Genomic DNA, 26,246 nt, shown 5'->3' with positions numbered 1-26,246 from the left:
TGGACGTCCGTGACGAAAATAAACGCCTTAGATCGGACCTTACACAGATTTCAATCGACGATCTCAAATGGGGGCAAAGAAGCATCAAATCACGCGCGCGGCTGCAAAAGATTGCAGCTGCCGCATTGGAGGATATTAAATAATGGCATACCGCGGAGCAGTAATTGAGCAGCAGTGGACGCCGGAAGAAGTGAAAGCCTATTGCGCAGAAAAATTTGAATCAAAGCGACCGGCATATTTACGCGAGGCAGATGAACGGGTAGGAAACAGGTTTTCTTCACGGGGAAAACGAACGGTCAATTCAAACGGGAATCTCAGTAAGGCACAGTACATGCGGTTTATGGAAAAAGGCATATCCGATGAGCACATTTTATCTCGTTATCAGGATTTGACGCCGGAACGATTGGAAATGGCGAAGAAGCGATGGGGATTTGTATGAGAGAGTCAGATCTGTTTCTGCCAGTTAAAGAGTTTCTGTTAGAAGAAATGGGCTGCACAGATGTTTATGCAGAGTTGTTGAACATTGATGTAGTTGCTGTATGCGGCCCTTGTGACATTGCTGTTGAAATGAAAACGTCTCTTAATTTTAAGGTGATCGAGCAGGCTTATGATAATTTGCACAATGCTCAGTACAGCTGGATTGCAGTGCCTAAACCGAAAAATATCAGCCATATGGCGCAAAGAATCATTAGGCAGCATGGTCTTGGGTTAATGACGTACAGCGAAAGGACAGGACGGATGCACATAGAGGTGCCTGCGAGATATAACCGACTGGCCCAAAAGAGGAAATATGGAGGCAAACGTCTTCGGGATTATGCTAGAGATTTTCATAGAAACAACATTGGCGGTGTAAAAGGCGGCGAGGGTGAAACAGAGTACTCAAATACTATAAAAAACATAAGAGAGTTTCTTCGAATGAGAAGTTTTCAAGGGAAATGGTTCACGGTTGATGAAATCCTTGAGCACTGCGAAACTCACTATGCAAATCCGAAACCGTCTGTCATTGCGACGTTACAAGCACACTGGAATCGTGATTGGTGCGAATCAATCATCATCGATCGTAAGCGGCATTTTCGTTGGAAAGAACAATAAAAAAGCCCCCAGCTCTTTAAAATATTACGGACAATCTTATTTTAACAGACTGGGGGCTTCTACAACATGAAAATAAATCATGAAACTATGACAGTAGAAATTAGCTTGATGGAGAATGCGGTGTATATCGTGAAGGACGGTAAGCTGCAAGAAGTCCCTAAGCCCGATAGCGGACACGGGAAGCAGATTATTAGCTGGCAGGGAAACAAACCGTGTCACGGCAAACTGGAAACGGATATGCGGTTTTAGTCAATATCAAATTGTGAAAGAGGGGCGACCAAATGAAGAAGAGGCGGTTTGTGTATCTTGCGGATAATATGATTGATGAAAATGAAATGGTTATTTTTGAAGCTGGCATACCTTATGAAGTTAGTAAAAAAGGCAGAATCGAAAACGAGGATTTTAAAAGAGTAGCGCTAAACGAAATATCGGTGGATTTTCACTTAGTGCACATTAGTTCTCGATAAACAGTCCGTCAAAAAGAACGATAGTTTGGTATAATATAACTAAGTAAATACGCTTATCGGAAACCCCGAGGGCACTGAACAGACACGAAAAATCGTGTGCTGTTTGGTGTCCTTTTTTGTTGTTTCAGCAGCGCCTGTCGTTGCAACCAATCTACAATTTTACCCCTATTTTTGCAACCGAGGAGTGATTCCGTGAAAACGATGAAAGAGCAGCTGGTCATATGGTGCAAGGTGAACAATGTGCCCAGGCCGGTGAAGCCAAAGAAAAGGCCGAAGAAGAAACAGCCCGTCAGACAGCCGGAGAAGCTCACTGAGCGGGCTTTGCGGGACTTAATGGGCACGAATAGGCAAATACTCAAGCGCGGCAAGGGCGGCGCATTTAGATAGAATAAGGAGGCTTTCCAATGACTCAACAAATATCTTTTTTACCTGAAATCGACCGAAAAGAGACACAAAAGAAAGTTGAAGAGGTGCTGGAAAGCATCCGTATTTACAAGCAGATCGGATTTGTTAGACGCGAAATGAAAACGACTCCGGCATATACTCCCCGATATCACGGACAAACATACGATGTCGGTAGTCCAGCGGAAGATACAGCTTTATGGAATGTAGAGCATGAGCAAGAAATTGAGAATCTTGAGATGAATGTAGATCGTGCCATGAATCGACTTTCCAGAATCGAACGGGCGGTTATTCAAAAGCGTTATTTGGAAGACGAGAGCGTTTATGACTACATGGTGCATGACGAGTTAGGGATGAGCAGTAGGACTTATAGCAGAGTGAAAGCAAGGGCCTTCTACAAGCTCGCCTTTATGCTGCGGCTCGAAGTGGTGAAAGGAGAAGCTAATTAGTGGCGAACTTTTGGCGTGTTTTTGGCTGAATAATGGCGCTCATTTTGTCATAGGTGGTGTTATTATGGTATTACGGAAATATAACAAATGAGGCATTGAAGGGAGATGAGGAGTTTTGGATAAAGATTTTAATATATTAAGTAGCGAACGCATTAGTGAGATTAAAAGGCTTATAAATGAATATTCGCTTTATGTTGGGGATCAAAAAATAGGAATTAAAATCTACTTAGATTCAGATGGTTACTATCAAATGGAAACTAGTCACTATTACAGAGGTAAAGACAAAGCGGGAGTGTATATTACATCCGCCGCTAACTTCGAATCCGAAGACGAAGCTTTAAGCAACGCTAAGCGGCAGCTATTAATGTTTAATGACGGCAAAGGCGAATGGCGTAAAAATGAGGATTATTATATATAAGCACCCACAGCGGTGCTTTTTATTTTGAAGGGAATCTCCTTCTTTTGTTGAATGGTAATGAAAGGGAGGTGGGGAAAATGAAAACATATAGACTAACATTTATTTTTTCATCAGGAAAAGAGCTTATTCAAGAAGTAAAAGCCGAATCGCCCGAAACTGCATTGAAGTCCTTGAAAGATGGAGATGCGTACACGTTTGTCGATAAAGACGATGCGCTCATCCAAGCGAATATGACTAACGTGGATTATGTAAGAGTGAAGGAGTACTAACGATAGCAGAATTTAAGCATCTTTCGGGGTGCTTTTTTCTTTGCTCCAAAACAAACAAATAAAGGAGGCTGGTGGTGATGTGACGTGGCGAGAAAACGAGATCCGAAACGAGATGAAGCCTATCAACTTTGGAAGCAACTTAACGGAGAAATAACAAATCGTGCGCTTGCTGAACAATTAGGCGTTCCGGAAAAAACGATCAGTGGATGGAAGTCTAAAGATAAATGGAACGATAAATTGAATGGAGTACTCCAAAAGAAAATACGGAGTACTCCAAATAAAAAGCCTGCAAAAAAGGCGCGTGCTCCAAATAAAAAACAATCGAATAACGAAACGGAGAGCCTTGTTGAATCGGATGAATTAAACGATAAACAAAGGCTTTTTTGCCTGTATTACATTAAGTATTTTAATGCCACAAAAGCTTACCAGAAAGCATACGAATGTGCATATGCAACAGCGATGGTTAACGGTCATGGCTTACTAAGAAATACTAAGATTGCCTCAGAAATTGATCGATTGAAATTAGAGCAAACCAATGAGTTGAAATTAGATGCTAAAAATGTGCTTCAAAAGTACATTGACATCGCCTTTGCTGATATAACTGACTTTGTTGAGTTTGGCCAGAAAGAACAGCCGGACATCAGCATTGTTACAGGAGAACCACTGCTTGATGAAAATGGTGATCCGGTCATGTACAAGTACAGTTTCGTGAATTTAAAAGATGATGCCGAAGTAGACGGCACAATTATCACTGAAGTAAAAAAAGGAAAAGACGGGGTGTCCGTTAAGCTAGCCGATAAAATGAAGGCGCTAGATATGCTCGCGAAATACACGAACCTTCTTTCTGATGATGAATTGAAGCAACTGGAGAAGGAGAAAGCAAAAGCAGAAATCGCCAAAAAGCATGCGGAAATCGCAAAGATTCGCGGTGATGACGAGACAGAAGACTATGAGGATGATGGATTTGAAGCCGCTTTGGATAGCGTGACGGAAGAGGTGTGGGCTGATGAGGACGATGAAACAGAAGCAGAGTGAACAGCTTGAAAAAGACTTGAACTTCCTTATTCCAGCTGATCCGAAACGAAAGAAAAAACGCGCACCATTCAAATTCCAACCGTTTTCTGTGAAGCAAAAAAAGGTGCTTACCTGGTGGCGAGACAAGTCCCCTCACAAAGACAAAGACGGCATCATTTGCGATGGATCTGTTCGTGCAGGGAAAACGGTTGTGATGTCACTTTCTTACGTGATGTGGGCAATGGATCGGTTTGATGATGAAAACTTCGGAATGGCCGGAAAAACAATTGGCTCCTTTAGACGAAATGTTATCCGACCGCTGAAACGAATGTTAAAGTCACGCGGCTACAGAGTGAAGGACCACCGTTCGGAAAACATGCTCACGATCACGTTTAAAGGGCGTACCAATTATTTTTATGTGTTCGGCGGGAAAGATGAATCTTCACAGGATCTTATCCAAGGGATCACATTAGCTGGCATGTTCTTTGACGAGGCCGCTTTAATGCCGGAATCATTTGTTTCTCAGGCAACTGCCAGATGCTCTGTCAAAGGAGCGAAGTTTTGGTTTAACTGTAATCCGGCTGGCCCGTATCACTGGTTCAAAGAAAAGTGGCTGGATCAGAAGCAAGAAAAGAATCTGCTCCATATCCACTTTGTTATGGACGACAATCTCTCTCTTGATGAAGAAACAAAGCAGCGTTATTACCGGATGTACACGGGCGTCTTTTATAAACGATATATTCTTGGGCTTTGGGTTCTTGCTGAAGGTGTAATTTACGATATGTTCAACGAAGATGACCATGTCATCGATAATGCTCCCGAGAATATAGTTGATTATCAAGTCGTGATTGACTATGGAACAAAAAACCCTACAGCTTTTATTCTACAGGGCATTACTTACGACGAAAGCGGCAAGCGGACCTATTATGATTTGAAGGAATATTATTACGACGGCCGCAAAGAAGGAAGACAGAAAACGGATGAGCAGTATTATAAGGACCTGCTTGAATTCTGCGGGGATAAAACAACGGATGTCATCATTGACCCGTCAGCCGCTTCACTAATCGCGGTTATTCAGCAGGATGGGAAGCTGAGTGTCACGACCGCAAATAACGATGTGGTGGATGGAATCCGGACGGTTGCTTCCACGTTGTCTGAAATGCGGCATTTTGTGCACCGCTCATGTAAAAATCTCTTACGAGAATTTGCTTCATACGTATGGGACGAAAAAGCGGCACAGCGCGGTGAAGACAAGCCGGTTAAACAACACGATCATGCACTTGATGCTGTGCGTTATGGGATTTTTACGCGCGAAACAGAAGCAGTACCTGTTATCCGCAATCCATTCGACGATTAAAGGGGGTGATGGACATAAATAAGAATATGCTGTTAGGCATGCAGTACAAAGCGTCGATGGTCTCGAATGCTATTTTGATGCTGTACAATGGGCAGCCTGCTCAAACACCGGTGCGATTTGACAAACTGGCGAAAGAAGGATTCGAGCGGAATGTATGGGTGTACCGATGTGTGATGGCAACAGCGCGTTCAGCTGCATCGATTCCGATTCTGCTGTATCAGAAAAAAGGCAAGGAACTTGTTGAAATTGAACAGCACCCGCTTCTGGAATTGCTGAATAAACCGAATAACCATGAATCTGCAATCGACTTCCGTGAGAAGCTGATTGCTTTTTTGTTGTTGTCGGGGAATGCCTACATGGAGATGAACGGGCCGAACCGTGGCGCGCCGACAGAGTTATGGTCATGGCGTCCGGATCGCGTGACAATCGTGCCTGGCGGCGACTACATTCGTGCGTTCCGCTATTCGGTTAGTGGTAAAGAGACGGATATTCCGTATGAAAAAATTGTTCACAGCAAGTTTTTTGCACCGCTTGATGATTTTTACGGCATGGGCCCGATTCAAGTAGCGCGGCAGACCATTGACATGGATAATGCAACCGCTGAATGGAATACGTCATTAACGCAGAATCATGCAGCACCCAGCGGGTTTTTAAAAACGGCAAGCTCTTTATCTGAGCCGCAATACAACCGGTTGAAGATGATGATTCGTAAAATGTTCGGCGGGAAGCAGAATGCCGGAAAAGCGCATTTGCTTGAAGGCGGGCTTGAGTGGCAACAACTAGGTCTGTCACCGAAAGACATGGACTTTATCAATTCTCGCAAAATGACGCGTGAAGAAATATGTGCTGTGTTCGGAGTGCCGCCGCAGATTGTCGGAATACAGGATAATTCGACGTATTCAAACTACCAGGAAGCACGGACCGCTTTCTATATGGAAACGGTTCTCCCAACACTGGAAAAACTTATTAGCGGCTGGAATCACAAGCTTGCACCGCTGTTCGGGGATAACCTTGTGATCAGTTATGACATTGACCGTATCGAAGCATTGCAGGAAATCTCAGATACAAAATGGACGCGGCTTGGAGGAATGAAAGACATTCTGACAGTCAATGAAATACGGGAGGCGATTGGCTATGAAGCAATTGATGGCGGCAATGTACGTTACGTTCCGGTTGGTGTTTATCCAGAAGGAGAAGATGCACCGGAAGCTCCTGTGATTGAAGAGCCGGCTGATGATCCAGCGGCCGAAGAAGATCCCATGAAGCGGGCTAGCGCCATTTTTACAAAGGCTGCTGCTGATATTGAACAGAAAGCGTCAGATGCCCGTTACGTTGCTGAAATTGAGCGCCGCCGCACCGGTTACATTAAATCGGCTGAAAACCTCGTGAAAAAGCGTTTTATTGCTGAGCAGAAGGTAGTCCTTTCCGCGTTTAATAAAGACGGTGAGAGCGGCGCTGAGAAGGCAGTCAATCAGCAAAAGCGGGAGTGGGAAAAGACACTTACAGCAGCTTGGCTTGCCGCGTCTGAAGCATTTGCCGAAGCGAACTATAGCAGACTTGCAGAACAGGCCAAGGCAAAAGGTAAGGTCCACGAAAAGAAATTTATTTTTGAAGAAGAGTTTCCAGAGATTCTTGCGTTTATGCATGAATACATTTCCGAGCAGGTCGCTGAAGCTGTCGTGCTCATATCAACCTTTTCTATTGAGCGACTAAAAGCGGTAATCGGGGACAGTGTAGCTGCCGGTGAAACCATTCAGCAGACAGCGAAGCGGATTGAGGAGCTTTACAGCGAAGAATTCGGAAAAGCCCGGGCGCTTACCATTGCGCGGACTGAGGTCATATCAGCCGCAAATTATGGGAACCGAATGGGTGCAAAGGCAACGGGGCTGGACCTTGAAAAAAAGTGGATTTCCGTCGGTGACAAACGTTCAAGGGATTCGCATAAGACCGCAAATGGTCAGACACGACCAATGGACGAGCCATACGACATCGGCGGTGCAGAAGCGATGTATCCTGGAGATCCAAGCCTTCCGGCGAAAGAACGAATTAAATGCCGCTGTGCTGAAAGGCATGATGTGATTTAAGAAGGGGTGAAAATATTGAAAGCATTTATTGAAACAAAATCAGCCGCCGCTCCAATTGATATTGAACAAAAGGCGCTGACATTTGAGATCAAAGCGGTGGACGATGAAACGAATATCATTGAAGGTTATGCCAGCACATTCGGTGGCGATCCAGATGCATACGGTGATGTCATCAAAAAAGGCGCATTTACGAAAACGATTCAGGAAAGCGGCGATCGTATCAAGTTTTTGTGGCAGCATGACTGGAACCATCCGATTGGTAAAGTCGTTGAGGTGCGAGAAGATGACATCGGCTTGTATTTCAAAGCAAAGATTAGCAGCACGACAAAAGGGCAAGAAGCGATGCAGTTGATGAAAGATAAAGTGATTGACCGCGTTTCCATCGGTTATCGCACTGTTAAGTCAGAATACGATAATGAGAATAATATCCGTATTTTAACAGAAATACGTTTGTTCGAAATTAGCGCAGTAACTTTTCCGGCAAACGACAATGCGGTAATCACAAACGCCAAAAATGCGCCGGAACAAAAAGCGGGCCGTGTGCTGTCGAAGCAAAATGAGAACTTGGTTCGAGGAGTGCTTGACGCTGTGAAATCCTTGATCGAACCGCTCGAAGAATTACTTGCTGCTGTGGACCCGGATGAACCCGATGATAACGGTAAAGGAAAAGACTTCACTGACGATGAGCAGAAGGATATTCTTTCGATGATTGAAGAAATGAAGGCATTTGCGGAAGTGAGCGATGAGCATGAAGATTAAAAACAGGAATTACTTTCATATTTCCGGTTACGAAACAGATGCGCTCGACATTCGAAATAAGATGGTCGAGTTCAGCGTTGAATTAAAAATGCCGGTGCCCGATATGTGTGCAGAATCTGTAGCTTTCATGCAGGCCGAGTTTATTCAAGATGTGCAAGCGATGCTTGATGCTAAATACAATGATCAGCCTGAGGCGCCGCGTGATGAAAACGCGCAACTAAGTACAATTGATGAGTTGGAGAGGGTAACCTATCAGTGCATCGATAAAGGTGTCGGTCTTGGTCTCTTTATCGAAATGCCGGGATTTGAACAGCCCGAATTAATTACGAATCCGCCGGCTAATTTGCCTAAGAAGCTCGAATATTACAAAGCAACCTATGACGAAAACTTGAATCACAAACATGCGAAAGGCATTCGCATTATCGGATATACACTTTAAGTCGCTCATTTGAGGGGCTTTTTTCATGCACTTTCTGCAAAGTACCAAGCCGCTCCGGCACTTGTGAAATGAGAAAGCCGCAAAAAAATAAAACACATACACTGGAGGAAAGAGAATGGAACAGTATAAATTGGAAAGCATCACGAAGCCGAAGTTTCCGTTGAAGTTGGACATTCAGTTTTTTGGTGCTGGAGATGAGTCAAAATCGCTGGCCGATCAAATCAAATCTGGTTTTGAAGCGATGAAAGCAGCTGCTGAAAAACAGGACGATGAAATCAAGAAGTTCGGTGCGGTTACACAAGAAACAAAGTCAGAGCTTGAAAAAATCAATAAAGCGTTAGACGAAGCAAAAACTCGTCTTGACGAAATTGAAGTGAAAGCAAACCGCGGATTCCAGCCGGATGGCGGCGAAGGTAAAGGGACACCGGATGAGAAGGCACTTGAAAAGAAGAATGCTTTCTTTACCTTCTTGCGTGAAGGTAAAACGGGATTGACGAAAGAACAAAAGGCACTTGTTGAGGATGCGACAGGTGAAATTATTGTACCAGAGGACCTCGACACAACCATTTACCGCGAATTACCGAAACTTGTGGTGATGCGCCAATTGGCAGGCACACGCAACACAACATCAAACCGTGTGCGCCGCCGCTCAATGAACGAAGTCACAATGGGATGGGGTAAGCTTGAAACGTCGACAACCCAAACGCTTTCTAATTTTGAGTCCACACTTACACCTGATGAAGCATACTTGTATGTTGAAAACCTCTACGGCTTGACGAAGATCGGTGAAGATGAGCTGGATGATACCGACTTGAACCTACAAGCATACCTTGCGGATTCATTTGGTCGGGCTCGCGCGGAGAAAGAAGCTTATGCGTTCTTGCGCGGTACAGGACACACGACTTTACAACCGGAAGGTATCCTGACTAATGCCGATGTACAGCGTACTGAAACAGCCGCTGTGGGCGCTGTGACACTTGACGATGTGATTCGTCTTATGTACGCGACACCAGCCCAGTACCGCAACACAGGCGTTTTCTTAATGCCATCTGAGCTTGAAATGACAGCTCGTACACTGAAAAACGGAAACGGTGACTACGTATGGCAGCCATCTGCTCAAGCGGGCACACCAAATACATTGTTCGGCCGTCCGGTTTATACGCAGGATGACTTTGACGCAATGGCAGCGGGTGCAGATATTGCGGTATTCGGTGATTTCAAGGCGGGGTATCAAATCCTTGACTGTCAAGGCTTAACGCTTACTCGCATCAACGAGCTTTACGCTGAAGAAGGTCTTGTTGGATTTAAGGCTAAAGCGCGTGTGGGTGGCGGCGTTGTTCGTCCGAAAGCGTTCCGTGTATTGAAAGTGAAAGCAGTCTAATTCGAAGGGAGGAAGCGGCATCTTTTAAAGGGTGCCGCGCTTTTTTTATGGTAAAAGTGAAGATGCTAAAAAGCGTTGGAAGTGCTAATGGTGTTCATCAGCCTGGGCATATTGTCGACTTGGAAGAAAAAGTGGCAGCCGCTTGGATTAAAGCAGAATTGGCAGAAGAAGCGGATCAAGCAGAATCAAAAGCAAAGCCGGCGCATGAAAATAAAATGGTGAAGCCGGACGAGGATAAAGAAGCAGATGAAAAGCCTACTCGCCGGCGCACGCCGAAAAAGAAAATAGATGAGGACGCTGAGTAATCGGCGCCTTTTTTAATGAGGTGAGTTTATGCTCGCGCGAAACGCATTAACAACAGTTGAAGAGGCACGGCGGTTCCTTGGATTGACTGAGGATACCGGCATTGAGCGGGCGATAAATGAGGCCAGTTCGATAATTGAAACACATTGCCGGCGCTCATTCTCTGTTCGTGAATACAGTCAGCGTATTTCACATCAAGATTTCGGGCTGGATGGTTATCCGGTTATCAATGTCTTGTCTTTTAACGGTGATCCGCTGCCGGATGATGTCTATATCGATAAAGTCAGCGGCTTGATTGATACCTGCAGAAGCGGGGAAATCGTTTATACTGCGGGCTACGTCCTTCCGAAAGATGAAACAGCTGACAATCCCCACACGTTGCCATACGACATTGAGCGGGCCTGCTTGCAACTGATTGATACACTTTATGTGGATGCTGACGGATTTATCGGTGAAGCATCCGCCATTAAAATCGGCGACTGGAGCATTAACCAAAAAGGAGCGGTACCAGGGGGATTTATTCCTGATGACATCCGTTCGACGTTGGATATGTACCGGCGGGTGCTCGTATGAATCTTACGAAAAGCCAGCGCATTTTCAAACGGCAGCTGATTCATGAGGTTGAAATCTATCGCAAGAAGCGTTTTCGTGAAGGCTCGGTATGGAAAGAGGAATTTGTTTTTCTAAAGAAGATCAAATGCCGTTTATCCACGAACACGCCAAGCAAGACCGGCGATGAGGTGCTGACAGAAAATCAACAGCGCTTTTTATCGCCATTCACGCTATACAGCCTGCCCGATGATATTAAAGCGGATGATCGGTTTGTTTTTTACCATAGCCGTGGACATACGCTGTACGAAGCGGTTTCCAGCCCACGTAATCCATCTTTTCTCGATCATCATTACGAAACACCGCTTGAAGAAATCAACTTAACAGTAGAATTTGTCAATTCCGGCACAGCTGTTTATATGCAGGTGTCATCATGAGCCGCTCGGATTTTCAATTTAAGATGGATACAAAAAAGCTGGAACAATTTATTCGTTCGAAGGTTGAAAAGAATGTGGCGAAAGCGGCGTTTCATTTACGCGGCGAACTGATCGAATCGGTCAGTCAGGAAGGGCATGGGCTTGAATATAAAGTGCCTGGTACCAAGCAAACTAAGCATCGTGCGTCTGCAGAAGGAGAAGCGCCGGCCGTTTTATTCGGGCAGTTACGGAATAGCTTTGCTGTAGAGTTTGATCGAGATAAAAAATATATACAGGCGTATGTTGGCGTCCGCGGTGTGCCATATGCACGTCGCTTGGAATTAGGTTTCACCGGCAAAGACAGCTTGGGGCGAGCTTACAACATGCAGCCTCGTCCTTATTTTTATGTCACGTACGAACAGCAACGGAACGAAATTAAAAAAATCATGAGGGAGGGATAAGATGACCGTTGTCGATAATATTCAATCGATTTTAGAGAGTGACCCGACCGTCCGCGGCTGGGTGTCCGAATTGGAAGATCAAATGACCGGTGTCAAGTATCCCTCTATCATGCAGGATTTTGCACCGGAAGGCACCCCGATGCCTTATATCGTTATTCGGACAGAATCAGATGTCCCGGACGGCGATCACCGGAACCGCTTGTCGCTTAGCTTCGACGTGTTTGCGGAAAATGATCCAGCCGGTGTTAAACAAATATCGAATCGAATTGACCAGCTGTTGCACAGGGAGAAGCTAATGCCTTATGCGGCAGCTGCTTTTATGAATGGACAATATCCGATTGAAAGCGGAGATCCATCAATATCAGGTCGCAATGTAAAAATCATCGTTCATCACAGTCGTGAGGACGTACTTTAAAGGAGGAATGAAGCATGGGTTATAAATATCAGACTGGGTTAAAGCCTGGATCAACGAAGAACTTTATGATCGGACCGGGCGCCATGTACCGAAATTTTGACCTGGCTAATTTAGCAAACGGATTCGGGGAGCGTGTAGGCGCAACGAAAGGTGGCTGCACGGTTTCGGTTGATACCGAATACCATGTAGTCGAAATCGATGGAACACTCGGCGAGGTGCAGGGAGCGGCATGGCTGGTCAGTGCTGCAGCTAAGCTCGGTGTGACCATGCTTGAAATGACACCAGAAAATTATTTGTCAATGCTTCCGTCATTTGAAAAAGCATCCCACAATACGGATTATGACATCATCCGTCACAACGGAAGCATTGCACCGCCTGAAACGAATAACTTGGCGGTTGTAGGAAACTTAATCGGCAGTGACTTGCCGGTTATTTTTGTTCTGGAAAACGCCCGGGTTATCAGTGGATTTGAGTTGCCCCTTGGTGACGGAAAAGAAGATGTTACAACAGATGCGGAATTTCAGGCGCTTTACACTGAAGATAATCCGACGCTCATCCCGTTTTACATTCTTTATCCGAAAGGCGGCTCGCCGGTTGCGCCGCCAGCCGCTTCACCGGCACCGGGAACAGTAACAGCCGGTACCACGGTTACATTAACAGCTACAGCTGGTGCTCAGATTTATTACACGACAGATGGATCTACACCGACGCCGGCAACAGGCACGCTCTACAGCGGTCCAATCACGATCAATGCAACCACAACGATCAACGCAATTGCTTATGTTGCACCGGATTCATCTTCAGTTGTTTCGTTCACATATACAGTCTAATTTCAAGGGGCCAATGAGGCTCCTTTTATTTAATTCAAGGAGGAATTTTTGATGGAATCAATTATTGCAAAAACACCTGTTATCACGATTGACGGAAAAGAATACACAATGAAGCGGCTCACAACCGTAGATGCGTTTACGTTCCTGGGTGTGATTAAAAAGGTGGGCCTCGCTCGCTCTATCTCAGCTTTTTCTTCTTTCACTCAAAACAAAAAAGACGGCGACAACGACGCCATGATCGGTGCCGCTCTTGCTCTATTTTTGAATCTTCAAGATGCACAAGGAGAACTGTTTTCGTTTTTCGCTAAAGTGCTCGGTACAGAAAAAGAAACAGTCGAATCAATGCCGCCTGTTGCGCTTGTTGAAATTATTAAAGGAGTTCTTGAACATCCGGATTTAAAGGCTTTTACCAAAGCGGTCGCGGGTCTAATCAAAGTGATGCCGCAGGCCGCGGGAGTGGACAGCACAGCAGCGATGACAGTGCCGGTAACGCACAGCTAAACGAAAGAGTCTTACGCCGGGCGATTGACCGCATTCAAGCGCGATACGGTTGGACAGATGATTACGTGCTTTATCAGCTTCCACTTGCCCGTGTGATGCAGCTTTTTAAGGATATTACAGAGTATAGACATGATGAGCAGCAGGAACGGTATAAAGAGCAGGCATTTAATGCATGGATTACGTACCGGACCAAAACGCAAAAAGGCATGGACTTCTCTTCCTTCCTGAACACACTCGGACTCGGCGACAAGCGACAAGTCGTTACGGCAGAAGAAGCGTACAAAACAGCAGACAGCATCCTCGCCGCGATGGCGGAGGAGGTGAAGAAAAATGCAAGAACTGTTTGATTTATTTGGTAAGATCGGCGTCGACACCGGCTCGGTCATGAAGGAATTTGAGAAGGTTGAAAAAGCTGGTCAGGATACCGCGAAAGAAATGGAGCGGGCATTTGATAAGCTCTCTGATCACCTGAAAGATATTGATCTGTCTGTCGATATGGATGCCAAAGACGTCTTGAAAGAGCTGGAGAAAGTCGAAAAAGCGGCAGTAGAAACCGGTGTGGAATTAAAATCGCTTGATGGAAAAGTCGTTGATATCGATGTAAAGAAGGCTTTAAAAGAAACAGAAAAGCTGGAGCAACAAGCAAAGGATCTTGCCAAACAGATTGAAAAAGATATGCGGCTTGGTCTGGATGTTGGCAACGCTGAAGCGGAACTGAATGACGTAATTTCGCAGATTAAAAAGGTTGAATCCGCCGCAAAAGATGTTAAAGCGAAAGTGACGATCGACAGCAAGGGCGCTGAAACAGGAGCAAGTCGAATTGTTGCAGCTCTCGATAAAGTCGAACAGAAAGCAAAAAGCGTTCAGGAGCGTATGCAGCAGACCGGAGACTCTATCAATCAGACCGGGCAAAACATGCGTGATGGAATGGGACCTGCAGCTGCGGCAATCGGCGGTGCCTTAATAGTAGCGGTGAAAAAATCGGCCGACTTTGATACCGCTATGCGAAAAGCTGGAGCAATAGCCAATGCTTCAGCAGAAGAGTTGGATAAGATGCGTGAATCAGCACTTAATTTAGGTGCTACAACATCCTTATCCGCTAGTGAAGTCGCCAATGCGATGACTGAAATGGCAGCTAAAGGCTTTACTGCTACACAAGTTATTTCTGCAATGCCAGGAGTCATTTCTGCCGCTGAAGCATCTGGTGAAGATTTAGCCATTGCGGCTGACACTGTTGCATCCGCTTTAAACATTTTCGGGTTAAAAGCTAGCGACGCGAATAAGGTTGCCGATATACTTGCGCAAACTGCTAACTCTACAGCTGCAGGTATTACGGATATGCAGTATGCGTTGAAATATGCGGGTCCCCCAGCTGCCGCATTGGGTGTTTCACTTGAAGAAACATCAGCGGCAGTTGGTTTAATGACAAATGCAGGTATGAAAGGCGAGCAGGCGGGTACAACGTTACGTGCCGCGTTGCTTGCTTTATTAGACCCATCAAAAGAAAACGCTAAAATGATGGATTCAATGGGTATTGCAATTACGGATGCTTCAGGAAACTTCGTCGGGATTTCTCAACTGATTGAAAATATTTCTTCTTCGATGGATGGGATGACCGATGCACAAAAAGCAGCAACTCTTTCATCCTTAGTTGGTACCGAAGCGGTGTCTGGTATGCTATCGCTTATGGATGCTGGGCCAGAAAAGATTGATAAGATGACCGCTTCCCTTGAAAAAAGCGGTGGCGCATCAAAAAAAGCAGCGGACGAAATGAAAGCAGGCATCGGTGGTGCGCTTGAAAATTTATCAGGTGCATTTGATTCTTTTCTTATTACTTACGGTGATCAACTCGTTCCTTATGTTCAGAAGGCAGCTAAGTGGCTTACAGATTTAACGAATAAATTCACTGCCTTACCAGACGCAGTTAAGAAAAATATTGTAATCATCACAGCTGTCATTGGTATTTTGGCTGGTCTTGGGACAGTGCTTGGCTTTGTCATGATGGGGCTGGGAGCGTTTATTAGTGCCTTCAGTGGAATAGCTGGACTGTTTGGTGGTTTCATTGGGATGATCGGAAAAGTGGCCGGCGCTTTTTCTAAAGCATTCGGATTTTTAAAGGGAATACCTGGTTTGTTCGGCCGAATCGGACCAGCGATCGTTAGGTTTGCTTTGATGATTCCGCGGCTACTAACACCAGCCGGTTTAGCCATCACAGCGTTCTCTTTACTATTTACCTTCTTTGGAAAAGACATAGTGGCTGGACTGAAGAATGGGCTTTCTGGTTTGAGTAATTTCAAAACATGGCTTTTAGACGGAATTCGAAAAGGGATAGAGGCGTTCAAATCATTCCTTGGCATCGCTTCCCCGTCTAAGCTGTTTCACCAGTTCGGCGTCTGGATTATCCAGGGTTTAATAAATGGCATTCGATCATTGATTGGTGCTGTAGCCGGCATTTTCAGCAGTTTATTCAATACGATGCGAAACGCCGCCTCAACAGCCTTAAATGCTTTGATCAGTTTTGTCGCCGCTTCCTGGAATCGACTGAAGGCACTCACTCAAGCACTCGCTTCATTTTTACGATCTGTATGGACTTCAATATTTAATTACTTAGCAGCAACCGCACGGAAAATCCTTTTCGCTATCCGGTCTGCTTTTTTGGCGTTGAAAAATGCGGTCGTTAACATCATCACCATTTTGTGGAACTGGCTCAAGATGATTTGGACTGTCATTTTTAATTTCTTGCGGACCATTGCCGCCCGAATTAAAAATACGGTTGTCCAAGCCTTCACCGCTTTGAAAAACGGTGTGGTGCAGGTACTAACGGTCATGCGCAATTTCATTGTCAGTGTCTTTAACCGCATCATTTCAGCGGCAAAAGCCGTGGGCAGGGCCATTATATCCGGCATTGTCAACGCCTTTAAAACAGCGCTAAATGCAGCCAAGAAATTTATTAATGTTGCCAAACAGCTTGGTTCGGATGTCATCGGCGGGATTGTCCGCGGTATAAAATCAGGAGCCAAGCTGGTTAAAAAAGCAATGGGTGACATTGTCGATGGCGCGATCAGCTCATTCAAGAAGAAATTCGGCATCGCTTCCCCATCTAAGATCATGAAGTCACTCTCGAAATGGGTGCCAGTTGGTGCTGCTGAAGGAATTGACGATGGAGCGCCGGCTGTCGAACAGGCCATGAGCGATATGGTAGACCTGACGAATGCGGAAGCAGATTTCAAATGGAACATTCCGGAGCCGGACACGGATTTTGCACAAGCGATTGCCGGTAATATTCCGGTTGATCCATCTTTTAACCCGGTTTACAGACAGTCGAATCAAGAAAGCAGCGGAAATGGTGGCATGACGATTGAACAGCTGATTTTACAAGTACAAAACCTGCCAACATTACAGGAGCTTGAAAATTTAAAACAAGAACTGCAAAACCAAGCGACGAACGTTTTCTTTAGACGGGCAGTGCAGATGGAATGAGGTGATTAAATGGCAAAGTTATATAGACGAGGCACGAATTTTTACAGTGATACTGCGGAGACTGTGGTCGGTACCGGTCCGAATCAATCATACGTCCTTACACAGACATTCAGCGAACCAGGCTGGGTGTCTTTTGATTTTTTAACGAATGTCGCATTTAGCAGTTCTGGTGAACTTGGCATGGGGCACTTCATCGTTGAGGTAAACGGCATTGAGCGGTACCGAGCTCGCGCATCGTATACATGGACACGGCATTATATGTTTGTAGGTGCAGGTGAGAATATGATCATATTCCGCACAGATTCCGCTTACCAGGCGGGTGATTATGCCAAAATACGCAACATTGTGTTAACACGATTTATTGAGCAGAGTTATATTGCTGGTATTGGAGGCATCACACCACCAAAACCGCTTCAGCAAATTACAAACTTTTCTATATTGGACGGTTATACGCGCTATCAGCGGACGGGACCAGTCGGCTCACAGATTGATTTCGAGCTTGTATTTACAAACGCAGCAGATTACAACACATTCATAGCTGAAGTTGATAATTTCTGTATTCTTAAATATTCTGTCGGCGTTTTTGGCGGGCTGCTGATTCCACAGGACAGTGATTCACAGCGAAAGGGACCGCTTTACATTGTTAAATGCAAAATGCATAGCTCAGAGCGTGCTGGTGTCGGGGTGTTAGGATCATGAGAACGGTTAGTGATGAATTAAGAGCAGCCGCACAGAATGCGATACAAAGCAGGCCGGAGCAATATGTAATGGTGCGGAATCGTTTCTTTGGCAAAGATCAGATAAACAGTCAGTTTGAAATTGAATGGGCCCGCCTGCCGAATGTCTTGAGTATCGACATTGACGAAACGGTGGATACGGCCGCGAAGTCGTTTACGATCACAATTGAAAATAAGGACGGATTATTCTCGCCGGATTACGCGAAAACAAAACGGCCGGCGGGTTTTCAATGGCGCGGCTCCGGTGACAGCAGCTGGTTCCGGCAGATTTATCCAAACACGGAAATTCAGATTCACTGGGGCTATGATGGGCATGTGGTTAAGGTGCTCACTGGTTACATCGATGACATCCGCATTGATGCTGAGTCGCAGACAATCGCAATCAATGGCCGCTCAAAATACAAAAGGGCTATTTCGAATGACATTGTTCCGGATCCAGGCAAGGAGTACATTACGACAGATCCTAATTTAAATATGCGTGATGTTGTGCAAGCAGTGCTTACTGATGCCGGATTAACCTGTACAGGCGATTTGGTCAAAGTGCCGTTCACTGGCGAACTATATTATGCGGTCGTCCCGCACGGAAAACGCGGCGAAAGCTATGATGCGGTTGTAAGAGAAATCGCTGATTCCGTGGCATGGACCTTAACGGAAGATCAGCACGGAAACATTCATTTTCATGAAATCCCGGAGTATACCCGCGATGAACCCGCTGACGTTATGGTGGATGATTATAAAGATATCATAAGCCTTGAATACGAATTTGGAGATATAGGTCTGGCCGGCCGGATATACGTCAAATGCGGTGATGCGGTCAACGCATTTACTTCCGCTTATATCGAACAGGACTTGCTGGATTATCAGCGGCGCACATTGGAGTTTGACATCCCGTGGGCAAATTCCCCGTCCCGCCGACGGCTTGTCGCAAAATCGCAGTTTACACAAATGCTACAGCGATGGCGCCGGGTTTCATTGACGATACCAGCTAATCCAGCGATTGAATTATGGGACAATATAAGCGTCCGAGAAAAGATTTCAACGGCAACACAGACGTATCATGTCCGCGGTATCCGGACGACATTTAACGAGCAGGGATTCACGCAGACACTTGAGATGTTTTCCAATATCGGCTTTAACCAGCCGCCGCAAAGTCCGAACGGCAGTGATATACCGACAATTGATGCCGCTGTTGGGCGTGGATATATCACGCTGAGGGATACCGGCTTAGAGGACGGCGACCGCATAACGGTATGGCTTAACGGAAACCCTGTTATCTCATTTGCGAAGCTGATTGCAACAGGCCGGCCTTATTTCTTTGATCTCGTCCCAGGAGAAAACGTCTTTATCATTGAAGGCATATCCGCCGGAACACAAAACGGACTGAATGCAAGCCTCGTCCTTGTTGATGCGGCTGGTGTTCAATCATCGACGATCCCACTTAATTTTGACCGGACGAACGTGGATGAGCAAACCGGTTATTATCGGGTACGGCCGCGCATTACGTGGGTTGTGAGGGGGATTCAAACATGAGTAAAGGCGTAATCAACCGCAATTTATACGAGCCTGTCCTATATATGATGAAGCGGCTGCGCCGGCGCATTTCAAACAGCGTTGGTGAAAAAACTTCAACTATTCAACTAGAAAATATAAAAGAAGGCGGACAGCTCATACGGAAAGGAAACTTTCTTGTTGAAGTGGAAGGCGAGGATGTCTTCACATATGAGCTGTTTTATAATGAAAAAGGGATTTTACATGTGTTTATTGTGCTTAATCGAATCAACGGCAAAGTGGAAAAATGGTCGCTCGAATGGACTCCAAATTTTACCGAGCTCGTCCGTTACAATTACGAAATCATTCATGAAGCATCTGGACCGCCGGCGGTGAACGAAAACATTGACAATATTTTATAAAGGAATGATGTTATGTCACAGTTTAATGTTGCCTATCTTGGCGGCGGCAGACTGGATGCGCCCTTTTACCCGACAAAATCACAACCTTTTTTCAAAGGCATCCGTGTAGAAGCCTTGGCAGGTTCCACGGTCGCTATTCACCAACACACAATCGACCGTGAATCAGAGTTAATCAGTATCGCCATCGCTTGCTCACGGTACGATGATCCGGATAACTGGGATTTGGCGATAAACAATCAGCTAATCGTCGAATCCATTTACACAAAAGAGCTCCCAGAAGGGCTTTTTTTTATGGTCGCACATCAGTTAGTACCTGCCGACATTATCGAATTACGATATAAAAACGAATCAGGACGAGCGAAAAATGTATATGTAAACTACCAATTTTTAACGGATTAAGGAGGGGAACACATGCCATATATAAGCTCAATGTTTACGGAACAGACATTACAGACGGATTTCGTCGCTTTAGCTGTTGCGAATGGATGGTTGGAAGTCGCTCGCTTTAAAAAAGTGACTTATGTTTTTACTGATATTTTTTACGGAACAAATTCTATACCTGAACCATCGACTCTCCCGTTAGAATTAAAGATTGCCGATCATGCACTACTTAAAAATAGCCGTGGTGACATTTACGCGATTGCGCGCATCTGTGAACCAGAATTGACGTGGGGAGATATACCGGCAGAATTTAAAACCGGCGAACTTCCGAATCAGGAACAGCTCGGAACAGATTCAGTATTAAGAGAAAGCTTGCACGCTTGGATGCATGATCAATGGAATGAGCAGTTGGTTGATACATCAAAAATCTATTTTTACATGCTTAATTCAGCGCCGACCATACCAGTAAGCAACGAAGTCGTATTCCCGACGTCTGCAGCTTCCATTCGTGATGTACTGGATATTGAACTGCTAGGGTATGAACCTAAATTAATCGAAGGGGGAACCAGCTACGAAATCATCCGGACGGACGTGCAGCACTTGATCATGCAGTCGCCGATGACGCCTGTTTCAACACGAAATATTGGAACATCAGATAATGGATGGATGACGAACTGGTGGCCGGACTCAAAATTAAAAGTTGAAGGGTTTATTGATGGTGAAGTATTATCTCTGCTAATTCGAGCAGACAACACTGCTGCATACGATGACAATCAAGTGCCGATGATTCCTGTTTATTTCGGTCCGTTAGTGCCTCTTGATCCTGCTGATACAGACCATGCATCGCTTTTTGCCGGGAGCGCAGTCGGGTTGCCGACCTATCAATATGATTCGACGACGCCGTTCATAGCGGATACAGCTATTTTATTGCCTACTGAAAAGCAGTATCCGCAGAATCCGGGAAACGGCATTGATAACATTATCGTCAAGCGCTCAAAACTCGGTGCCTATTATCAAGCATACTCTTTGTCCGTCAGTACAGGACCGGAGCAAATGCCGCCGGACCGTAAAGATGATGCAGGTCGCCAGTTTCCTTCTGCATGGAGGAATGAAGCGAATGACGAATATACGTATCCTGCTACGAGCTCATACACAAATAAGGCAACTGTCAGCCGTGCATGGGTTGTGCATCCGGAAGAAAGAGAGCGTGGCTATTTAAAACACATGATCGTTGCTTCTTCCGTGGGACCACGAAATGGCGTAAGGCTGAAACTGAAAAAAGCCGCCTGCCCGGACGTGTTTGAATACTATAAATATATTGTTGTCGATGCTGTTTCTCCGTTAACAAAACGGCCATCGGTTCCATACAGACCAATGGGATTCGGCATTTTTGAAAGAGAGGGGGTATAAGTATGTGGATTAATGAACAGATGATACTGCAGCGATTTCCGGCAACACTAAAGACTATTTTTGAAAGCGGAGGGTGGGAAGAATTCGCCAAATATCGGGCAAAAGATGGTCAGAAAAGTGCGGAAGTAAGATTGTTTCGTGCGACCGGTTCCGATAAAGTTAAGAGGCAATTCGGGCTTATCAATGCTTATGACTTAGCCGTACCGACCTTTCCGGATAATCGTTTTATTTCGGATACGTCGAAGCTGGCAATTATCGGGATTGGAAATGGTACACAGACCGCTTTCGAATTTCCAGCCGAATATATATTGCCGGGCTCAGAAGTGGTCACGGTAAATGATACACCGGTCGCTAATACAGATTACACGATTGATCCAAAAGGGCGGACGATTACTTTTTCCGTTGCACCAAACGGACTTATCAAGGCATCCTATCATTTGTCATCGAAGGCTTTTGAGCCGACAAATGCAATGGGTGTCTTTTTGTTTGACTCTGTTTCATTCGATTTAACAGAAACAGGTATCAGCATAGGGACAGGTGACGGTACGACGACTATTTTTAACATCGGACAAACAGGTATTAAACCAGGTTCGGTCACGGTATATATCGACGGGGTAGCGGCGGATGACCTGTCTTATGTTGTTGATAATACGGCAGGAACCGTAACCTTTTATACGGCGCCGGCATCTGGTGCGATTACGGCAGATTATGCGTATTCCAAAACGCCGGTTGAAGGCTATGATTATGGCGACATCGACGTATCAGTAGCTGGTCTGCCGGATACTGCAGACGGGATGGGCAATCTTGCTTTTGCGGCGGCAACATATTTACGACCGTCCATCCCGACAGTGTTTACATTCACGAATGAGGAAAACTTCAATTTATCCTTCGGGCGTGATTCACTCATGAGTATATGGGGATCGATTAATAAAGACCGTATTGCTATCTTTATGAGAGCAGATGCGACATCAGATCCGGACAATGTATGGGTTGTTCCTTTTTATCTCGGCCGTGTTAATAACAGCGGTAAAAAACCACGTCAAAATACTGTTTTGATCGGAGGATCGAGAGCAGGTGTAACTGGCACATGGTTTGCTGAAAAAATGCTCGGGGGAACATCGGTTGATTATGGTCCTGATACAACGAATGGAAATGATTTTGTCAATTTACATCAGGCCGTAGGCGGCGCTTATTATCAAAAGCATTATCTCTCTTTCATCACACATTCAAGAGAAATTGAGAAACCGGAAGTCGGAAATGGTCCATCTATTTACACGGACAAGTATCATCAATCATTCATGTCGATTGTCCATCCTTTCGATAAAGAAATCGGTGTCCTGGATGGTATTTACGCTGTCCATCCCAAGGGGCTTGAACAAGGGGATGAGCTCGAAGTAACAAAAACTGTCGTGCATCAAGTGATCGGTGTCGGAGATGGGGAAACGAAAATGTTTCATTTATTCCATCAATGCCAGGAATTAAACCCGATGATTTACTTCGATTGCGTCGAACAGACAGGTTTTACGTATGATCCTGCATATAAAGCAGTGGAATTTGCAATAGCGCCAGCTGCGGGAATAGAGGTCACTGCCTCATATACAGTCAAAGAACTTTATCAATATAACTTGGCAATGACGCCGGTAACGCCCATGCGCAGGGAAGAGGCGTCGCCGTATGCGCCAATCGGATGGGGTGTATTTAAAGAGAGCCTGTGAGGTGATTAAGAATGAATAAGTACGTCTATAGTTTCCGGGTGACGCTTAATGAGCGCCGGTATCCATTTTCGGCGGCCTATCAAGTCAATAGCGGTAAATATGATGTATTTGCCACATTGCCGGTTAAAGATGGGCGTACTTATCATTTCGCGGCGACGGTACCGCGACGGATCATACAATCGTATCCGTTTTATGTAGCACGCAATACCAAACAATATGTATTTTCGGCCTATCCGGTTTATGCTTTCGGCAAGGAAACTTTGTATCCGTTTGAAGTCATTATTGACGAGGTTATTCCAGTCGTTTTAGTGCCGATTGAGTTTGCTAGAATATCAACCGTCATTCACGTGGAATGGGCACAGACAAGTGATTTAACCGATGCGACAATACTGAAGGTTGATGGCGCACAAAAAGATGCATTATTGCCTACAGCTGAAGAAGAGGCGGCTCACGCTGAATACAATCACTTCATAAAAATTTTTCCTGATCTTTCTGTAGAGCTGAGTAAAGGTGCCGATTTAAGTGCAGATAGTACTATTTCGGGAGAATTAAGAGAGAACGAATCTTTCTCGATTGACCAAAGAAAAGATGCAGAAATAACGGATAGGGCAAGCATTACGGTTCTTCCAGAAACAATTGAATCAACAGAAATCAGCAATGACTCAGGAACAAATGAAGCGCATGTTATGATTGTTCAGGAAAAGGCATCCAATCAGCTTAAAAACCGATTGTTCATTTATGAAACATATGGGCCCGAAATGGATGAGGGGATAGGGATTCCAAAGCAAATTGATGCTGCCATACCCGAAAAAGATGCAGTTTTAAAAGAAACTTTCATTATCGATGCAGATGTACCGAATAGTGATTCTTTTACGGAAAACGGGTTGGGTGAGGTTGATATTGTTTCACTTGCTGACATATCAAAACGAATTGTTGAAGAGGCAGTAACGTTACCTAACTTTGATCATGCATCAGTCAAAATACAGACGATAACTATTGATGAAACAATTTTGGACGGTCTTAACTTATACGCACTACCAGCTGAAGAAAGTATTCTTGATGCTTTCAGCGCGGATAAGTACACATTAAGCGCTTCTTTTGTTGATAAGGATACATCAATTAACGAAAAAGAATATTTTGCCACAGACATAGGTTTCGAAGCAACAGGATACATTGCATCAGAAGTAAATGACGAGCAGATTGAAAGTATTGAGGCTTCGGCGGGAAATAAGCAGCTTGAATTGATTGTCACAGACAATGATGTGTCATCTTCTTCTCAAAAAATACTCGAAACATATCTTTCTGGCCAGGATGATTTTTCAAATGATCAGGAAATAGAGTCATCCATATATAGGCATGACGCTTTCGAAGATGGAACTATGCTTGAAGCTGATGAAAACACGTCAGATTTTCTACTGGATGTGACGGAATTTGATTCTGAAATCAATTTACCGAGCGATTTAACCTCTGTTAATTCAATTGCTGCCGTACTGGATGAGCCGGCGCAGCTGAACGCAGGTACCGTTTTTGATTTGCATTTAAGCGAGAACGATGTCCTCTTATCAAATATGATTTTTGAAGCGAATATGAGCGAAGAAGACAAATTAACATCCAGCTCTTTTGCCGAAACAATTTTTAATGATCTTGACCAGTTTGAAAGCCATCCAGTTGATAGCGCGGTTTTGATGGATACTGAAGCATTTGAATCGAAACTATTATTTTCAGCGGACTTGATAAATTTTGACCAATTAGCTGCGAATCCAATGATCGAAACGGAAGCCATCCATTTAACTGAAGCGGAATTTTTGATCGGGCCGCCAATCGAAGGTGAACTATCAGACCTCGATGGAATGAGAGATCCAACAAGAAAGAAAAAAATATGGCTGATCCCCGCACGGGCTAATTGGTACAGTAAATGGTTTACGAAGAAAACAAGATAGGAGGGATACGATGCGCTTATATCGATATTCAAGCGGCTTGGTAATTGACGAGAACTTTAATAGTCTTGGTCCGGATTGGAGCAGCACCGATCCAGCCAACACGACGATTGAAAATGGATCTCTTAAACTTTTGCATTCGACTATACGCGATGTAACAGTTTTACGAGATGTTCCGGCCGATGCGAATGCATTTGAAGCAACCGTCAATTATACGCCGACTGTAGAAGGAGATCAAGGGGGATTAACTTTATTTAACGCGGCAAACCGCAAAGTAGAGCTACTGGAAATGGCGGATGCTGCTTTAACTCCTCTCGACAATATAAAAGTCGTCCGAAACGGGGATGCCTATGATTTTTACATGGAGCGTGGCGGCGTATTTGAGTTCATCGATACGGTAAAGTACAACTTTTTAAAAATCGGCTTTGTGCTTAAAAAAGGAAATTCATCCGGGTATGTTCCGTTTTATGCGGATCGGTTTATTGCGACAAAGAACGACTGTCTGCAGGTAAAGAACCTTTTGAGCGGACATAGTATTGAACTGACAAGCGGCACAGTCGTTTTAAGCGCATTAGCGGGAACTTCCGGCACTGTAGAATTAGCATTGCCTCATTTGATCATGAATGGCACGTTACGACTATACGACGATCAGGGCGTTTTAATCGGCGAGCAGACTGCAGATTTTGTCGGCGGGGATGTTTATTATTACGGGACATTCCTCGAAATACGTAAAAATGGTGTGTCGCTGTCAGAATCTGACCCGAATGAACTCGGCCGTATACAAGGAGGCGTGCTGGAAGCGAAACTGGAATTGTATAATCCGACAGCTTCACCGGTTACGAACATCGTGATGAAGGTTGAACAATATCTAGGTCAATTCGGCTCCGAATGGGCCGACATAGCGCCGGATAATGCGGGCGTTCCGGGTACCTATGCAGATATATTAAACATCCCGACAATAGATGGGGTACAGACAGTTCCCTTCTGGGTTCGAATTCAGCAAAACACTGCCATCACAAATATTGATTCGGTATTCTTCAGCATCCATCTTGAACACGATTAAGGGGCGA

The 26,246-nt window shown here is 45.0% G+C and carries 30 protein-coding genes; all 30 read left to right on the top strand.

Features of this window, described 5'->3' with window-relative positions:
• Positions 1 to 142: 142 nt before the first annotated feature.
• The 30 genes from BTO30_RS13590 (at position 143) to BTO30_RS13440 (ending at position 26,239) form a co-directional block, all read left to right on the top strand.
• On the top strand, positions 143 to 439 hold the full coding sequence (locus BTO30_RS13590) for a hypothetical protein (RefSeq protein WP_075399260.1): 297 nt from the start codon (positions 143 to 145) through the stop codon (positions 437 to 439).
• On the top strand, positions 436 to 1,092 hold the full coding sequence (locus tag BTO30_RS13585; protein ID WP_245796476.1) for a hypothetical protein: 657 nt from the start codon (positions 436 to 438) through the stop codon (positions 1,090 to 1,092). Before BTO30_RS13590 ends, BTO30_RS13585 begins: the two co-directional genes overlap by 4 nt.
• Positions 1,093 to 1,158: 66 nt before the next feature.
• Complete coding sequence (locus tag BTO30_RS13580) at positions 1,159 to 1,341, top strand: DUF3954 domain-containing protein (RefSeq protein WP_075399258.1); 183 nt, start codon at positions 1,159 to 1,161, stop codon at positions 1,339 to 1,341.
• Between the two features lie 32 nt (positions 1,342 to 1,373).
• On the top strand, positions 1,374 to 1,559 hold the full coding sequence (locus BTO30_RS13575; RefSeq protein ID WP_075399257.1) for a hypothetical protein: 186 nt from the start codon (positions 1,374 to 1,376) through the stop codon (positions 1,557 to 1,559).
• A 404-nt stretch (positions 1,560 to 1,963) separates the two neighbouring features.
• A complete protein-coding gene (locus BTO30_RS13565) occupies positions 1,964 to 2,410 on the top strand; it encodes an ArpU family phage packaging/lysis transcriptional regulator (protein ID WP_075399255.1) in 447 nt (148 codons plus the stop codon).
• A 115-nt stretch (positions 2,411 to 2,525) separates the two neighbouring features.
• Positions 2,526 to 2,828: a hypothetical protein gene (locus BTO30_RS13560; RefSeq protein ID WP_075399254.1), complete on the top strand. Its 303-nt coding sequence runs from the start codon at positions 2,526 to 2,528 to the stop codon at positions 2,826 to 2,828.
• Positions 2,829 to 2,905: 77 nt separating this feature from the next.
• Positions 2,906 to 3,097 carry a hypothetical protein gene (locus tag BTO30_RS13555; RefSeq protein WP_075399253.1) on the top strand — a complete coding sequence of 64 codons (192 nt, stop codon included), beginning with the start codon at positions 2,906 to 2,908 and terminating at the stop codon, positions 3,095 to 3,097.
• An 84-nt stretch (positions 3,098 to 3,181) separates the two neighbouring features.
• A complete protein-coding gene (locus tag BTO30_RS13550) occupies positions 3,182 to 4,132 on the top strand; it encodes a terminase small subunit (protein ID WP_075399252.1) in 951 nt (316 codons plus the stop codon).
• Positions 4,113 to 5,468 carry a PBSX family phage terminase large subunit gene (locus BTO30_RS13545; protein WP_083632430.1) on the top strand — a complete coding sequence of 452 codons (1,356 nt, stop codon included), beginning with the start codon at positions 4,113 to 4,115 and terminating at the stop codon, positions 5,466 to 5,468. Before BTO30_RS13550 ends, BTO30_RS13545 begins: the two co-directional genes overlap by 20 nt.
• Positions 5,469 to 5,476: 8 nt before the next feature.
• Positions 5,477 to 7,552, top strand: coding sequence for a phage portal protein (locus BTO30_RS13540; protein WP_075399251.1), 2,076 nt, complete (start codon positions 5,477 to 5,479; stop codon positions 7,550 to 7,552).
• 15 nt (positions 7,553 to 7,567) lie between these two features.
• Positions 7,568 to 8,311 carry an HK97 family phage prohead protease gene (locus tag BTO30_RS13535; RefSeq protein WP_075399250.1) on the top strand — a complete coding sequence of 248 codons (744 nt, stop codon included), beginning with the start codon at positions 7,568 to 7,570 and terminating at the stop codon, positions 8,309 to 8,311.
• Complete coding sequence (locus tag BTO30_RS17100; protein WP_143331974.1) at positions 8,295 to 8,750, top strand: hypothetical protein; 456 nt, start codon at positions 8,295 to 8,297, stop codon at positions 8,748 to 8,750. The genes BTO30_RS13535 and BTO30_RS17100 overlap by 17 nt, the downstream gene beginning before the upstream one ends.
• A gap of 115 nt (positions 8,751 to 8,865) precedes the next feature.
• Positions 8,866 to 10,131 (top strand): phage major capsid protein, encoded by a 1,266-nt coding sequence (locus tag BTO30_RS13525; RefSeq protein WP_075399249.1) that lies wholly within the window; start codon positions 8,866 to 8,868, stop codon positions 10,129 to 10,131.
• 47 nt (positions 10,132 to 10,178) lie between these two features.
• Positions 10,179 to 10,436 (top strand): hypothetical protein, encoded by a 258-nt coding sequence (locus BTO30_RS13520; RefSeq protein WP_075399248.1) that lies wholly within the window; start codon positions 10,179 to 10,181, stop codon positions 10,434 to 10,436.
• Between the two features lie 28 nt (positions 10,437 to 10,464).
• Positions 10,465 to 11,007 carry a hypothetical protein gene (locus BTO30_RS13515; protein WP_075399247.1) on the top strand — a complete coding sequence of 181 codons (543 nt, stop codon included), beginning with the start codon at positions 10,465 to 10,467 and terminating at the stop codon, positions 11,005 to 11,007.
• Positions 11,004 to 11,420: a hypothetical protein gene (locus tag BTO30_RS13510; RefSeq protein WP_075399246.1), complete on the top strand. Its 417-nt coding sequence runs from the start codon at positions 11,004 to 11,006 to the stop codon at positions 11,418 to 11,420. The genes BTO30_RS13515 and BTO30_RS13510 overlap by 4 nt, the downstream gene beginning before the upstream one ends.
• Entirely contained in the window at positions 11,417 to 11,860 is a 444-nt protein-coding gene (locus BTO30_RS13505; RefSeq protein WP_075399245.1) for a hypothetical protein, read from the top strand. The genes BTO30_RS13510 and BTO30_RS13505 overlap by 4 nt, the downstream gene beginning before the upstream one ends.
• Position 11,861: 1 nt before the next feature.
• Positions 11,862 to 12,275: a gp17 family tail completion protein gene (locus tag BTO30_RS13500; protein ID WP_075399244.1), complete on the top strand. Its 414-nt coding sequence runs from the start codon at positions 11,862 to 11,864 to the stop codon at positions 12,273 to 12,275.
• A gap of 14 nt (positions 12,276 to 12,289) precedes the next feature.
• Complete coding sequence (locus BTO30_RS13495) at positions 12,290 to 13,105, top strand: chitobiase/beta-hexosaminidase C-terminal domain-containing protein (protein WP_075399243.1); 816 nt, start codon at positions 12,290 to 12,292, stop codon at positions 13,103 to 13,105.
• Positions 13,106 to 13,156: 51 nt separating this feature from the next.
• Positions 13,157 to 13,606 carry a hypothetical protein gene (locus BTO30_RS13490; protein WP_075399242.1) on the top strand — a complete coding sequence of 150 codons (450 nt, stop codon included), beginning with the start codon at positions 13,157 to 13,159 and terminating at the stop codon, positions 13,604 to 13,606.
• Positions 13,607 to 13,671: 65 nt separating this feature from the next.
• A complete protein-coding gene (locus tag BTO30_RS13485) occupies positions 13,672 to 13,953 on the top strand; it encodes a hypothetical protein (RefSeq protein ID WP_075399241.1) in 282 nt (93 codons plus the stop codon).
• The gene (locus tag BTO30_RS13480; RefSeq protein ID WP_075399240.1) at positions 13,937 to 17,086 is read left to right on the top strand and encodes a phage tail tape measure protein; all 3,150 of its coding nucleotides are present in this window, start codon (positions 13,937 to 13,939) and stop codon (positions 17,084 to 17,086) included. Before BTO30_RS13485 ends, BTO30_RS13480 begins: the two co-directional genes overlap by 17 nt.
• A gap of 9 nt (positions 17,087 to 17,095) precedes the next feature.
• Positions 17,096 to 17,785, top strand: a complete 690-nt coding sequence (locus tag BTO30_RS13475) for a hypothetical protein (RefSeq protein WP_075399239.1) — start codon at positions 17,096 to 17,098, stop codon at positions 17,783 to 17,785.
• Positions 17,782 to 19,353 (top strand): hypothetical protein, encoded by a 1,572-nt coding sequence (locus BTO30_RS13470; RefSeq protein WP_075399238.1) that lies wholly within the window; start codon positions 17,782 to 17,784, stop codon positions 19,351 to 19,353. Before BTO30_RS13475 ends, BTO30_RS13470 begins: the two co-directional genes overlap by 4 nt.
• Entirely contained in the window at positions 19,350 to 19,733 is a 384-nt protein-coding gene (locus BTO30_RS13465) for a hypothetical protein (protein WP_075399237.1), read from the top strand. Before BTO30_RS13470 ends, BTO30_RS13465 begins: the two co-directional genes overlap by 4 nt.
• 12 nt (positions 19,734 to 19,745) lie before the next feature.
• Complete coding sequence (locus BTO30_RS13460; RefSeq protein WP_075399236.1) at positions 19,746 to 20,132, top strand: hypothetical protein; 387 nt, start codon at positions 19,746 to 19,748, stop codon at positions 20,130 to 20,132.
• Between the two features lie 12 nt (positions 20,133 to 20,144).
• Positions 20,145 to 21,524 (top strand): hypothetical protein, encoded by a 1,380-nt coding sequence (locus tag BTO30_RS13455; protein WP_075399235.1) that lies wholly within the window; start codon positions 20,145 to 20,147, stop codon positions 21,522 to 21,524.
• 2 nt (positions 21,525 to 21,526) lie between these two features.
• The gene (locus BTO30_RS13450) at positions 21,527 to 23,239 is read left to right on the top strand and encodes a hypothetical protein (RefSeq protein ID WP_075399234.1); all 1,713 of its coding nucleotides are present in this window, start codon (positions 21,527 to 21,529) and stop codon (positions 23,237 to 23,239) included.
• Positions 23,240 to 23,277: 38 nt separating this feature from the next.
• Positions 23,278 to 25,179 carry a hypothetical protein gene (locus BTO30_RS13445; protein WP_143331973.1) on the top strand — a complete coding sequence of 634 codons (1,902 nt, stop codon included), beginning with the start codon at positions 23,278 to 23,280 and terminating at the stop codon, positions 25,177 to 25,179.
• A gap of 10 nt (positions 25,180 to 25,189) precedes the next feature.
• Complete coding sequence (locus tag BTO30_RS13440) at positions 25,190 to 26,239, top strand: hypothetical protein (RefSeq protein ID WP_075399232.1); 1,050 nt, start codon at positions 25,190 to 25,192, stop codon at positions 26,237 to 26,239.
• Positions 26,240 to 26,246: the final 7 nt, after the last annotated feature.

It is taken from the genome of Domibacillus antri, from assembly GCF_001936625.1.
Taxonomy (GTDB): Bacteria; Bacillota; Bacilli; order Bacillales; family Domibacillaceae; genus Domibacillus; species Domibacillus antri.
Note: the sequence above shows the minus strand (reverse complement) of the source record. Positions and strands in the feature narration are given on the sequence as shown.